This is a genomic window from Bacteroidia bacterium (genome assembly GCA_041391665.1).
Lineage (GTDB): Bacteria > Bacteroidota > Bacteroidia > J057 > J057 > JAGQVA01.
This window is the reverse complement of record JAWKNO010000001.1, coordinates 659,200-672,614: the sequence shown is the minus strand read 5'-3', so window position 1 is coordinate 672,614 and position 13,415 is coordinate 659,200. Positions and strand designations below refer to the sequence as shown.

10 protein-coding genes are annotated in these 13,415 nt (G+C 44.5%); 2 read left to right on the top strand and 8 right to left on the bottom strand.

Annotated features, from left to right (window positions below; all coding sequences use genetic code 11):
* Position 1 precedes the first annotated feature (1 nt).
* Positions 2-1,819: an excinuclease ABC subunit UvrC gene (gene uvrC / locus R3D00_02690; protein ID MEZ4772062.1), complete on the top strand. Its 1,818-nt coding sequence runs from the start codon at positions 2-4 to the stop codon at positions 1,817-1,819.
* A gap of 54 nt (positions 1,820-1,873) precedes the next feature.
* Here the strand turns inward: uvrC and R3D00_02685 are convergent, their stop codons facing one another.
* From R3D00_02685 to R3D00_02655, 7 genes are all read right to left on the bottom strand, one after another.
* A complete protein-coding gene (locus R3D00_02685; protein ID MEZ4772061.1) occupies positions 1,874-2,770 on the bottom strand; it encodes a hypothetical protein in 897 nt (298 codons plus the stop codon).
* Positions 2,771-2,782: 12 nt separating this feature from the next.
* Positions 2,783-4,480 (bottom strand): GldM family protein, encoded by a 1,698-nt coding sequence (locus R3D00_02680; GenBank protein ID MEZ4772060.1) that lies wholly within the window; start codon positions 4,478-4,480, stop codon positions 2,783-2,785.
* A 49-nt stretch (positions 4,481-4,529) separates the two neighbouring features.
* Entirely contained in the window at positions 4,530-5,303 is a 774-nt protein-coding gene (gene gldL / locus R3D00_02675) for a gliding motility protein GldL (GenBank protein MEZ4772059.1), read from the bottom strand.
* Between the two features lie 141 nt (positions 5,304-5,444).
* Positions 5,445-6,521: an SUMF1/EgtB/PvdO family nonheme iron enzyme gene (locus tag R3D00_02670; protein ID MEZ4772058.1), complete on the bottom strand. Its 1,077-nt coding sequence runs from the start codon at positions 6,519-6,521 to the stop codon at positions 5,445-5,447.
* A gap of 215 nt (positions 6,522-6,736) precedes the next feature.
* Entirely contained in the window at positions 6,737-7,729 is a 993-nt protein-coding gene (locus R3D00_02665) for a PorP/SprF family type IX secretion system membrane protein (protein ID MEZ4772057.1), read from the bottom strand.
* 146 nt (positions 7,730-7,875) lie between these two features.
* Complete coding sequence (locus R3D00_02660; protein ID MEZ4772056.1) at positions 7,876-8,637, bottom strand: uroporphyrinogen-III synthase; 762 nt, start codon at positions 8,635-8,637, stop codon at positions 7,876-7,878.
* A 33-nt stretch (positions 8,638-8,670) separates the two neighbouring features.
* Positions 8,671-10,233 (bottom strand): hypothetical protein, encoded by a 1,563-nt coding sequence (locus tag R3D00_02655; GenBank protein MEZ4772055.1) that lies wholly within the window; start codon positions 10,231-10,233, stop codon positions 8,671-8,673.
* Positions 10,234-10,375: 142 nt separating this feature from the next.
* On the opposite strand from R3D00_02655, the gene R3D00_02650 reads away from it, so the two are divergent.
* On the top strand, positions 10,376-11,086 hold the full coding sequence (locus tag R3D00_02650) for an RsmE family RNA methyltransferase (GenBank protein MEZ4772054.1): 711 nt from the start codon (positions 10,376-10,378) through the stop codon (positions 11,084-11,086).
* A gap of 11 nt (positions 11,087-11,097) precedes the next feature.
* Here the strand turns inward: R3D00_02650 and R3D00_02645 are convergent, their stop codons facing one another.
* Entirely contained in the window at positions 11,098-13,338 is a 2,241-nt protein-coding gene (locus R3D00_02645) for a putative porin (protein ID MEZ4772053.1), read from the bottom strand.
* Between the last annotated feature and the right edge of the window lie 77 nt (positions 13,339-13,415).

Below are 13,415 nucleotides of genomic sequence, written 5' to 3'. Positions count from 1 at the left end.
GATGAGCACGTTACAGGATGTATTGGACAAAGTGCGGAGCTTGCCAGACGCACCTGGCGTTTACCGCTTTCTGAATAAGAAGGGGAAAATCATTTATATAGGTAAAGCTAAAGATTTGCGCAAGCGGGTAAGTAGCTATTTTGCCTCATCCCGGCAACACACGTATCGCATCCAGCACCTTGTCAGGAATATCGACGATCTTGCATATACGGTTACAGATAGTGAGGCTGAGGCATTATTGCTCGAAAATAACCTGATAAAAAACCACCAGCCCAGGTACAACATTCTCCTTAAAGATGGAAAAACTTACCCGTACATCTGTATAAAAAAAGAGCGGTTTCCCAGAGTTTTTTCTACCCGGACAAAAATCAGTGATGGTTCAACCTACTTTGGCCCATATCCCAATGTGGGCACAATGAAAACATTGCTGGAACTGATCCGCGGGTTTATCAAACTCCGAACCTGTAATTTCAACCTTACCGCTGAAAATATACGTGCAGGGAAATTTAAGGTGTGCCTTGAATACCAGATCGGAAACTGTGCAGGTCCCTGTGAAGGATTAATACAGGAGGCTGAGTATATGGAAGGAATTGATCAGATCAAAAATATTCTCAGAGGGAAACTTGCGCCCGTACTGCAGAATCTGGAAGCAAAAATGTTGGCAGCGGCAGAAAATTACGAATTTGAAAAAGCTGAATTCCTAAAAAACCGACTGGAAAAAATCCGAAACTACCAGTCTAAAAGCACGGTTGTCTCCGAAAAAATCAATGACCTGGAAGTGCTGACTATTGATACAGAACAACACCTCTCCGTTGTCAATCATTTTAAAGTGCAAAATGGCGCCATCGTTCAGACCCATGCCTGGGAAATCAAACGGGTCAATCAGGAGGAAGACGGCGAAATTCTTATGTCTTCGCTCAATTACCTGTTGAGTGAAGAGGAAGAACTATTTCCCGAAATTGTGACAAATATTCCACTGGATATGGAGGCGCTTCCCGATGGTCTTACCAATACAGTACCGCAAAAGGGAGATAAAAAACATCTGGCAGAGCTGTCTCTCAAAAACTGCAAGACGCTGTTAATAGAAAAACTGTACAATCAGAATTTCAAACAGAAGAAAACGCCTGGCGAAAAAATGATGGAAGAGTTGCAGAAAGAGTTGCGGATGAAGGTTCTTCCCGATCATATCGAATGTTTTGATAACTCCAACATTCAGGGTAGTTCTCCGGTGGCATCCGTTGTAGTTTTTAAGGATGGCAAACCTTCGAAAAAAGACTACCGGCACTTTAATATCAAAACCGTTGAAGGGCCCAACGATTTTGCCTCTATGGAGGAAATTGTGACACGGCGATATCGAAGGATTCTCGACGAGGGTGAGGTATTACCCAAACTTATCCTCATTGACGGAGGCAAGGGCCAACTAAGCAGTGCGGCCACAGCCCTGGAAAATCTCGGTCTTTTACATAAAGTGCCGATGATTGGCATCGCCAAAAGACTGGAAGAGATTTACCGCGTAGGAGATAGCTTTCCCCTTCATATCGACAAAAAAAGTCCCGCCCTTCATTTGATCCAACAGCTACGCAATGAAGCACACAGATTTGCCATCACCTTTCACCGGGATAAACGGAGTAAAGCCGCCAATCAGCGTTCATCACTTACCAGTATTAAGGGAATAGGGGAGCAGGCGGAAAAGGAAATTATACAGATATTTAAATCGGTAAGAAAACTAAAAAATGCCTCACGCGAAGAGCTGGAAGAGAAGCTTGGTAAACACCGCGCAAAGCTGATTTCTGACGCCATCGAAAAGGGCGAGATATAAAACGAAAAAAGCGTCCCTTTTTGAGAGACGCTTTTTTTTATTATGGAGTACTGATTAGTAGCTCCAGAGGTGGTGTTCAAATTCCACCAGTTTTTGTCTTCTGTCTTCAGCTTCCTGCAGGGTACGGATACCTTCGCCGGAAACGTTGATGATATAGCTGTGGAATAACCGGAGCTCAAACACTTCGCGCATGGTTTTGTACTCTGCGTCATTGAAGCGGTTTTTCCATTGAGCATTATCCAGCGTTTCCAGAATATCATTGTAGGCGAATGTACATAGTTTCTTTTCAGGAAGGGTTTCGCCCGGATCGGTCCAGATAATTTCAACGAATTGAATATCATACACCATATCAGAACGAGTCTTGTCAAAAATACGGTCTTCGACAAAGTGGATAACGTTTTCGAAAGGAGCGGGATCAAAATCACCCATATAACCACCGCCACCGGCATCAGCAGCACCTCCCATATCGTCAAAGTCTTCACCAAATTCACCGCCGCCTGCTTCGTCGTCACCAAAACCCCATTCATCGCCACCGGATTCGCCGCCGAAATCATCAAACCCACCTCCTTCGGTGCCATCACCAAAGCCAGTATCAGGCTCATCAAAATCGCCGCCGGCATCCAGGCTACCTTCAAACTCATCAATACGCTTCAAAATATCTTCATAGCTCAGAGGTTTCGTCAGACTATCAGGGTGGTACGCAACGAATTTACCTTGCTTTAGCCCGTTGAAAAGCGTCATGATCAGACCTTCTTTTTCAGTGTACTGGGAGTTATCTGTATAGAAAGGGCTTTCGCGCTTGATCAGAGGAGCGTTTATCTTCTCATTCAGATCAATCCGGTTCACGACCTTTCTCCGCCAGAAGTGATCATCCTTGCGGGAAGGGAATTGTGCAAACGCATCAACGAAGCACAGGGTAAAGATAACGCTGACAAGAACGTATTTTTTCATATTAAAGAGATGTTATTGAACAACAAGAGACAGAGTTCTTTCAATTTCATTGAATCTTTCTGGAACGCGCTTTTTCTGAAAGTTCACCCGGTAGATTTCATTGATCCGGACATAAACTTTGGTGCCTGGTCTTGCTTCACGTACACGGGTACCGAGTGCCACTTCAATTGATTTGGTAGCATCCTGACCAGCACAGTTAACCTGGTTTACCTGGGTTGGAGGTCCGAGAGACAACTGAGCGAGTACATCGACACTGGTGATACCATATTGAGCATCTTCAGGCAGTGCTGATCTGAAATCGTCATCAGGTTCAATTCTCAGGGCTATCCGGCTCGTTTTAGGAACCATTGTGGAGCCATTGTAAGGTTTTCCATTTACAGCCATGTTGATACCCGGTCTTGGTGGGTTAATTACTTTGTAATCAACATCTCCAACTTTAATGGTTTTGCCACCGGTGACACTGTTAACAGTAACTTTACAGGAACTACCAGTAGGTACAATCCGGAATTTTTTAGGCGTCTTCTGGCTAGGTATTACGGTAGCCTGACTAGCATCAATTTTTGGAGAGTACTGGTCGCCGAGGGCAGGTACATCGATATTTACGTCATTACCACAGTTTCTGTACAGGTTTTGTACGGCAGCAGAGGTAATTACAATTTCAGGTTTACGGACAGTGAATTTGCCTTCCACGCTTAAGGTTTCGAAACCACCGGTAGCCTTAGGCACCTGGATGGAAGCAGTATAGCTCTGTACGCCTTCACTTTTGCCGGCGGGGATAACACCACCACTGGCGGGGATAGTCAGAGTAGCCACACTTGCACCGGGTTCTTGTTTGATAGAACCAGAGGAGCTTCCAAACTTTGGCAGTAACTGGCTGGAGGACATTGCCACAAACAGTTTTGTTTCAAACTGAAGACCTGCGGGGACGATTGTTGCGGTAGGCGCATTGATAGCGACAACTTTATCCGCTTTAAAGGTTGCAACCCCCAGACGTGTATTCAAAAGATCGAGAAGGATTTTCTCTTTTTCGTACACATCAAGTTTCATTGCTTCAAGGGTAGCCATATTGGCAATAACCGGACCTTCGAATGTAAAACGCTCCCAATTTTTAGCTTCTTTGTCAAGCGTTGCAGTCGCCTCGGGGTCTTGCGTCATATACTCCTCTTCCAGTTTTTGGCGGGTTGCTTTAGGATCTTTCAGCTGACCGTTATAGATATCTACAAGGTATTTAATGTAGCTATCCATTTCCTGATGCAGCTTGAATGCTTCAGCATTACCGCGACCATCATTGGCTTCCTGCTCTTTTCCCACTCCCAGCCAATATTGCTCATTTTTCTCTGTTTCATCTTTTTTCTCAAGTTGACCAGTTTCAGGATTTACACCTGCGATCTCAGTCATTTTGGAAATATGATTTTCGAGTAAACCAATTAATTGAGCAGTTCTTCCTTTGATTTGGTCCAGCGTATCAAGCAGACCTTCATTAGAGCGTTTACCTTCATTCGCGATTTCCTCCTTGATTTCTTCTTTCATACTGGTGATGAAAGCGTCGGAGTTGGAGAGCGCGTTTTGGGCGGACTTGTTCAGTTTGTTTCGGATATTCTCAAAAGCATTGAGAATCTCCGCACTGATATTAATAGCCAGAAGAGCGAGCAACACGAGATACATCATGTTGATCATTTTCTGACGTGGAGACATTTTACCTGATGCCATTTTTCTTCTTTCTTTTTAAGTTAAACACTAAAATCGAACAGATGAACCATTATCTGGCACCACCGGCCATAGCTGAGAGCATGTTACCGTAAACGTTGTTGAGTTTCTGGAGATTACGGTTCAGTTCAGCCATGCCATCTTTGTATTGAGCGGCGTCTTTGCTGGCTTCAGCCATAGAAGACATTGCTTCGGTCATTGCACCATAAAACTGGTTGAGAGATTTCAGGTGAGTTTTTGCATCCTGGAGTTCCAGTTCGTAGATCGAATTGAGAGAGGTCAGGTTTTTGGTGATTGACTGAACCTGCTCATGGTAAGCTTGTGCATCAGTAGCAGCGTTGGCGAAACCAGACATTGAAGTTACCGCTACGGAGTAGCTTTGATTCAGGCTGTCGATTTTGGAAGACGCTTCTCTGATTTTCACAGCGTACTCATTGGTAGCACCGGCTGCATCAGTAACACTAGAGAGTTTGCCCACGTTTGTATTAAGTCCTACGAGTGTATCAGAGAGTTCGCTCAGAACACTGCTATCGAGTCTTGCCATTTCAGGAGTAAGAGACTCTACCATTGGAGCTTCATAGGTAGGTTCAGCGAGGATTGGGTAAACCCTTTCCCATTCGTAATCATCAGCAGGAGGATCAAATGCGGAGATAAGGAACACCACAGCTTCTGTGACCATACCCACAATCAACATTTCATTTGCTCCTTCAAGGTGCAATATTTTGTAAAGAGCTCCGACAATTACAACTGCAGCACCCGCGCCGTAAACAAAGTTCATTACGTTTTTACCTACCCGGGATTTCAGAAAACCTTTTTTCTTTGCCATTTTAAACTTTCCTTAAATTTAACTTTTAGTTGCCTGATAGTAATGTCCAAAGTATTTCAGACATTACAGGGATTGCCTGTAGTCATTTTTCAGACAACACCCTGTATTTTCTTATTCGTTAAGAATAAATATTTTGATGAACTAGAACCGACCGACGGCACCAGATCTTCCTATTACGGTAACCACACAACGGAAACCGATGAAAGATTTTGCGGTATCAGCATATTCGTAGGTACGGGAACCATTTGAAAGGAAATAACCAATATCCTTCCATGATCCGCCACGATGTACCTTCCGGATTTTTGCACCACCTGGTTCACGGTCTGTTTCTTTATACTTTGGATCGTAATACACCGGGTTAAGATCGTGGGCATACGAATAACCGGTTTCTTCAAAGTCGTCCTGACACCATTCGGCTACGTTCCCGGGCATGTTATAGAGACCGTAGTCATTGGGGAAGTACGAGTCAACTGGAGCAGTATATTCAAAATTGTCAGCGATATAGTCACCACGACCAGGCTTAAAGTTGGCCAGGAAACATCCTTTTGAGTTTCTCAGGTAAGGACCTTCCCATGGGTACAATTTATGCTCATAGCCACCACGAGAACCGTATTCCCATTCAGCTTCGGTAGGAAGGCGGAACCGGGGCATAGGAGCCAGTTCTTTCTCTTCACGATACTGATTGAGGTGTGCGGTACGCCATTTACAAAACTCCGCAGCAGCATACCAGTTGACACCAACTACAGGATAGTTGTCAAAGGCAGGATGCCAGAAATAGTTTTCCATCAGTGGCTCATTGTAGGAGTAAACAAAATCTCTGATCCATACAGTTGTATCAGGGATAATGATTTCTGCATACAGCGGGTCGATAGTGTCAAGAGCACCATTTTGCTGGAAAGAGGTTTCATTCGAAGTAGGACCATACAGAAACTGCCGATATTGGTTATTGGTAATTTCAGTTTCATCCATGAAGTAGGCACTGATGGTTATCTGCCGGTTGAGAGCGATCTGAGAGTAGGGAACGTCCTGATCGTTTTGACCCATATGGAAGCTACCGGGCGGTATATACACCATGCCCATCGGCTGGTACTGGTCCCAATCTGGTCTGTCCATTACGCCGGTCAGCTCACCATGATGGCCAGTGCCTTTTCCGCCGAACAAGCCGCATCCGTAGGCAGTCATTGCCAGGACGGTAAGCAGGAAAAATACTTTTTTCATATCTGCGCGAATTTCAATAAGTACGATTTACAGTTGAAAAGACGATTCTGTGGTGATTAATATTTGGGGAATCTTTAACTCTTGTCGCTGAGATTCATCCATTTGCTATTAATTACGCTATTTTAAAAAGAATATTGAATTATTTAAAAGTAATTCATCACATTTTTTAACACTGATACTTGCAAATACCCTACCGCTTTCCCATCAATTATGTATCAAAGTTTATCAGGGTTGTCCAAAATATCCACTTTCTTAGACTCTTTTCCTTCTGAACCGGGGAAAGTATAGGATATAATAATTTCATGTGTGTTTACATCTCCAACGGCATTCAGGGCATTCATAGTATAGTCGTATGAATATGCAACGAATGTACGGTCTGAAATATTTACCCCCATCATGGCGGAAAATGAATCATTAAAGAACCTGTAACCTGCACCAAATACTACGGGTTTATAATTCCAGTACAAATTCACATCTACCTGAGGCGGAAAAAGACCGTCTGTACGAGCCATAATCGTTGGTGTAAGCGTTGATTTGCCGGTTTCTGTTCCAATATCAAACCGGTAACCACCAATCAGGAAAAAGCTCCTTGGTATGGTCGAGACTTCTCCCCTGCTGTCGAGCAACAATCCTTCGATGGAAGGTTCCAGAAGATTTTGTCCCGAAAGTCCGGCAAAAAATCTGCCATCAGCATTGGTCAGGTAAAGGCCTGCATTAAGTGAAGGAACGAGGGCACTCGTTTTCCCATTTGAAAGAACCGGGTCAGTACCATTACTGACGTCGTAAATCCAGTCACCATTGAGTGAAGTCTGGCGAAATCCTCCGGAAACTCCGATAGAAAGCCGCAATCCTTCGTCATCACCTCTACCCAGCAAGTGAAATGCATAGGCAAAATCCATACCGGTTGAAGTCAAAGGGCCCAATTGGTCTACGACCAATGTAGCGCCAATACCTCCTCCAAGGTTGTCAGCGGGCGCGTTTAGTGTCATCGTTGACAACCGGGGTGCACCTGCAATACCCAGCCATTGCTGGCGTCCTAAAAGCGTGAGGTTCAAGCCTTTGTCCATTCCCAACTGGCTAAAGCCTGCTGCTGCCGGATTGTAGGCGAACTGGTTGAAACCGTACATTGTGTTCTGAAAATACACCTGCGCTGAAGCAGTCATACTCATACACACGGTTAATACAATGGCGGATAAAAGTTTTCTCATGACAGATCCACAATAAAGGAAAACAAGGTAATTCGAATAAATATGACCATTTTCCACAAATATACCAAAAAAACACCCTTCCGCCCTGTCAATTCAGCAATCTCCTCCGCAATTTCTACACCCATAATACACGATACAGGAAAAAGTTACATCTCCTGACCAATATCTCGCAAATATTTTTCAATCGCTGCTGTCATTGAAGGAAGATTGGGCTTAGGCGCTTCTACATCAATACGAAGTCCTGATTTTAATGCTTCCTCTGCTGTTCCTGATCCGAACACGGCAATGCGTGTATCATTCTGCTGAAAGCCGGGGAAGTTATTAAATAATGATTTGATACCGGCGGGAGAAAAAAAGCAGATCATATCGTAGAAAATGTTCTCCAAATCTGAAAGATCACTGTCCACGGTGCGATAGATAATGGATTCCGTAACGTTGATCCCCTTATCCTGCATGATCGTCAGCAACTCGCTCTTATGAACATTGCTGCTGGGATAAAAATATTTGTCTCCCTTGTGTTTGTTGATGAATGGAAGCAGGTCTGTAAGGGTTCTTTCCCCGACAAATAACTTCCGCTTGCGAATAACAATATACTTCTGAAGATACTTCGACGTAGCATCAGTAACACAAAAATATTTTGTCTCGGGTGGCATTTCCACTCGCATCTCATTCAGCAGCCTGAAATAATGATCCACAGCTACTTTACTCGTGAATATAACAGCAGTGAAATCCAACGGATGAAGGCCTTGTTTACGAAACTCGTTCAACGAGACTCCCTCAACCTGGATGAATTTCCGAAAGTCGATCTTCAGATTCCACTTCTCTGCAAGTCTGACATATGGTGAGGCGGCATCTGAAGGAGCCGGCTGCGAAATCAAAATACTTTTTACTGGCTTACCTACGCTCATGTGATTGAACAATTAGTCCCCGTATTACTCTTACTAAAGCCAAATCAGGTACGCAAAAATATTGAAGGTGCAAATATATAAAATTTTCATACCCAAGGAAAACCCAAATAAACGATTTAACCCCACAAACAGAACGTACAGTCTTCTCACGTAGTAGATCAAACCCAAAACAGCCAATCCGACCCCTATAATTCCGAATCCCGCCCCCTCAGCAGTCAAAAACGCAAGCAGGGCCAATGGCAACATCAAAATAATCGGATACGTGCCGACTATTTCCAGATTCAACAGCCCATCCGTCATTCCCTTAATCTTAAATATCCGTCCTATCAGCACGATCATCATGTGTTTGACGATAAACCACCCAAGCACTGCGGCTGCACTTTTGAACAGAATCAGCGAAAATCCACTGGTCTTATAAAACAACTGATGCATAAGACTCGGTTCCCGGATCAGACTGAGAAGCTGCCAGTCGTGATGCAAGGAGATAATATATATCCCCAACGCAAGTACCGCCGACATGCTGGCAAGCCGAAACGTATGAAGTAATAGCAATAATCCCTGTTGTGCACCTCCTGATTCCATCGAGGAATCAAGGTATAATTTGGGCTTAAACAGCATGCCGCTCAAAGAATAGAAAAAACCTGGGCTCGCAAGCTTGATCAGAAATAAAAAAATCAGCGGCATGAGCATAAGCATGGAGAGCGCAAATCGGTTCTCTCCTGTAAATACTGATGGAGAATAACCTTTTACCGGAAAAAATTCTCCATAATCTGTCGTTCGGTTTCCATTGATATCCAACCAGGGCAAAAATTTCCACGGGTAAGTCGCAGGCTCCCATGGACATGCATTGACAATACATATTCGGGAAGCCTTTTCCAGGCTCCTGACCCGTATAAACCCATTTTGTGCGCAAAATGCCTCAAACTTTCGATCCGGTGCAAAGGGAAAGTATATATGGCGAACGCCGTACTTCCTCAGTGGCTGAAGGTTTTGTGCAGCGGGAAACTCTTCAAATGAATACCCTCCTGAAGTCCGAAAATATGGGGCAACTATCGCCACCGTATCTGCATGTACAACTTCGGGCATCGTACTTTTCCCGATTTCAGCCAATTGCGCTTTCGTAAGAAACCATACCGACCGAAAAATTCCGACAAACTGTTGAGGATACAATTCATATAATTTGCCCTTGCTCAAATTTAGCTGCAACAAGTTATTTTCTGTTTGCAACCATTGAGAATCCACCCGAATGGAATACGATTCAAATGGCTTGGCAAAAAATCCCAGGTAATGCCCGTTGAGAATCACTTCCCCTTCCCAGGCAAACCCCTCAAAATATAAATACAACTCCTCCGGCAGGCACTCCGGCATCGAAAACCGGCAGTTGAAGCTTGCATGGTCCAATGGAAATATGAAGGGTATTTTTTCCTTTCTTCCCCCTACCTCCCATCCTGAATCCAACCGTTGATAATAGTCTGTGTAGAAAAAAGTATAGGGGTACAGCTTTCTTGCGAGCAGCGTATCATCAGATACCTGACCGAAAGCCAATGACTTGGTAAAAACCATCAGCAACAGCAGTATTCGTAGAAATAATCGCACTGATTGAGTTTAACAACTATAACAGGGATGCAGTATTATCAGAATGGTCGTGCAAAATTAGTAGAATTTTGCACAATCTACATAAGGCATATCTGAATCATTTCCCGATATTTGATTTCTATCATTCTATCAGGAATTGTTTATGCAGTTTTTTTTTGCTGATTCCATCTCCGGGCAAACGGCCCATCTGGGCAACGAAGAAGCCCGCCACTGCCAGAAAGTCCTTCGACATCTACCTGGAGACAATATTTATGTCACCGATGGAAGGGGCAGTATGTTTTTAGCCAGTATTCAATCCTTCTCTTCTTCAGGCGCCGTCTTGCAAATCCTGGAAACCTACCCCGGATATGGTGAATCCAACAGAAATGTGCGTCTCGCCGTTTCTTTTCTACGATTGAAAGATCGCTTTGAATGGCTGATGGAAAAGGCGGTCGAACTGGGCGTAACCGAAATATTTCCCCTTATCTGCTCAAGAACTGACAAGTTCAAGGGAAAAATAAAGGAAGAAAGACTGGAAAAAATCATCCTTACTGCACTAAAACAAAGCGCCAGATCAAAACTACCGGCGCTCCATGAGCCGCTTTCCGTCGAAAAATTCGTTCAGTTGCCCGCAGAAGGTTTTCGTGCCCTGGCCTGGTGTGAGACAAAACATATGCTGCAAACCCATGAAACTACGATCAGACAGGCCGCTACTGTCACGCTGATGATTGGTCCTGAAGGAGATTTTACGCCCGAAGAGGCTAACTTCGCGAAGGAAAACGGCTACGAAATTGTGAGTTTGGGAGAAACACGCCTCCGAACCGAAACCGCAGCCATTTATGGTCTTTCTATTTTCAAAATGCTCAGGGAATAGCTTTTTTCCTGTCAGTCAAAAAATGACCAGTAAACACCCAGCGTAAAGGTCCTTTCCAGCATAGGGTAAAAGGGCGTCGTATAATAACCCGCTGTTAACAGCCCCTCATTGGCATGAACAAATTTGACAAACAGATACACACCTTTGATCTTCATTGCGGCAAGCACATCCACCCTCGCATATCCCGGAACCCGGTAGTTTACAGGAAAATAAGTGCCGCTTAAAGGATCCACAGACTGCCCTACATAGTTGGTATTATAATACACATCCACACCGATGCGAAGCGATTGGGCGATAGGGGTCTTACGGGTATCAAAATAAAATGAAGTTTTGCCATACACCAGTGGGATACCTCTCGCATACCATTTCATAAAGTCATTGTCGCTGTTGGTACTCCCCTGCTGTACTCCAGTATATGATTCGATGTACAGTTTCCGCAAAAACCGAAACCGAAATGCAGCTTCGGCACCAATCCACTTCAGATTTTCGCCATCACCAGCCTGAAGCGGTTGCAGGCGCGGCGAATAATAAATAAATCGGGAAGCCTGCGAAAAAAAACCGGTAAGTGAAACATAATTGGATAACAAAGTATCATTTCTCCGCACGGGTGCGGCAAACTGATATTTAGCCTTTGCCTCAATATGATTGAGGGTTTGGTTGATCAGGTCGGGGTTGGGCGCGTATGCATTGCCCGAATCTCCGGTAAACCAGGTCTGAAACAGAGAAGGATTCAGGTCGCGCACATCGTACTGAAAGTTGATGGTAAGAGGAGAACGGGTTTCTGGCTTCACCTCTTTTTCATCTGAAGACTTTTTTACCGGCACTTTGGGCACAGATACACTGTCTGCTTCAAATTTCCCTTTTCTGCGGTATAATGGCCGGGAAGGAATCGGGGAAAGCGTTCCACCCAAAGACAACGTCCTTTCGGCTTTGAATACATCGGAAAAACGCTGAGACACCTTCCCATTCAAAGTAATAAGCGGAAGAATCAGCTCTGCGATAGCGTACTGTGTGGTAGCATTTTCCCTCACTATCGTAGTATCTTTTACAAACCCGAGGGTTTGATAGCGGAGACCACCGTTGATATTCAGGCCATAACCTTTCCCTACCTCCAGCGAATAGCTGGCTTCTCCCGCGATGCGCAACCGGTTGGTACGGTAGTTTTCATATATATTGGTGGAATCAACAGGAACGGAGGGATAAACAGGGATGATATTGGTGGAACGGGAGGAACTGATATTTTTATTGATAAAGCGGAAGTTCATCAGTTCCTGAGTAATGGTATTGCGGAAAGTGAGTTTGTTGTGGCGTTCGACACTGTCATTCTCACCAAGCAGATGGTAATAATGATCCACATAGAGCGTCGTTATTTTATTTTCAGACTGTGCGCCGGTAAGATTTGGCGCGGAGAGCCCTTTGAAAAAGGCGCTGTTGTACAAGGTCGGCACTTCGTAAATGATTCCATCCACAATCGGGTAATTGTCGATCCCTTTGCGGGGCACACCCCCATTCATTTCATTGGCGAGTTTATTGTAGGTGAGGTTTGCAAAAGCCTGGTACTTGTTGTTTTTCGTCCGGTAGTTGGACGAAAAGTACATATTGGAATGGTCAGTTACATTGTTGCGGTACACTCCTACAGACTGGATACGGTTAAAGAAAATCGTCGAATTCCAGAAGGGGGTAATGTTCTGGGAAACGGTAACGCCGATCAATTGCAGGTCAGCCGCCCCCTGAAGATAGTCCACATTCACATAGGGAGTTCTTGTGTCGAAATATTTCACCTGTGTTTCCGGATTGTAGGCGTAGCGGTTATAAGCGCCCAGCACCGGGTTTTTCCAGAAATGAAGGTCATACATGTTTTCATTAAACCCGTGATAAAAGACCTGATAAGGTTTACCGATCTGCCCAAGGCTTTGCACAAAACCGGTAGTATGGTCGAGCTGATCCCAGTAATAACTTCTTTCAAAAGATCTCCCTTCCTTGAAGGTATAAATGGGTTTGTGGGTAAACATCAGTTCCCTGGCAATAACTTTTGTGTCAGGTTTTACGGGTTTACGCTGGGCAGCCGCAGAGTCTGTACCCAGACTGTCAAGTTCAAAACCTGAGTTTGACCCGGGAAAGCCGCCGCTCCCGGAGGTAGGAAAACCTGTATTTGAACCACCGGGAAACGTAGATGTCCCGGGCCGAATCTGCGCAAAAGACAGATAACCGGCCATCATCAGTATGAAAAATATTTTGATTTTTTTTCCCATGCGGTACCGAAACACAGACCAATGTGGGCGATTCCCCCTGAAAGGTTGTTTTTCTCCATGCAATATTAATAAAATCC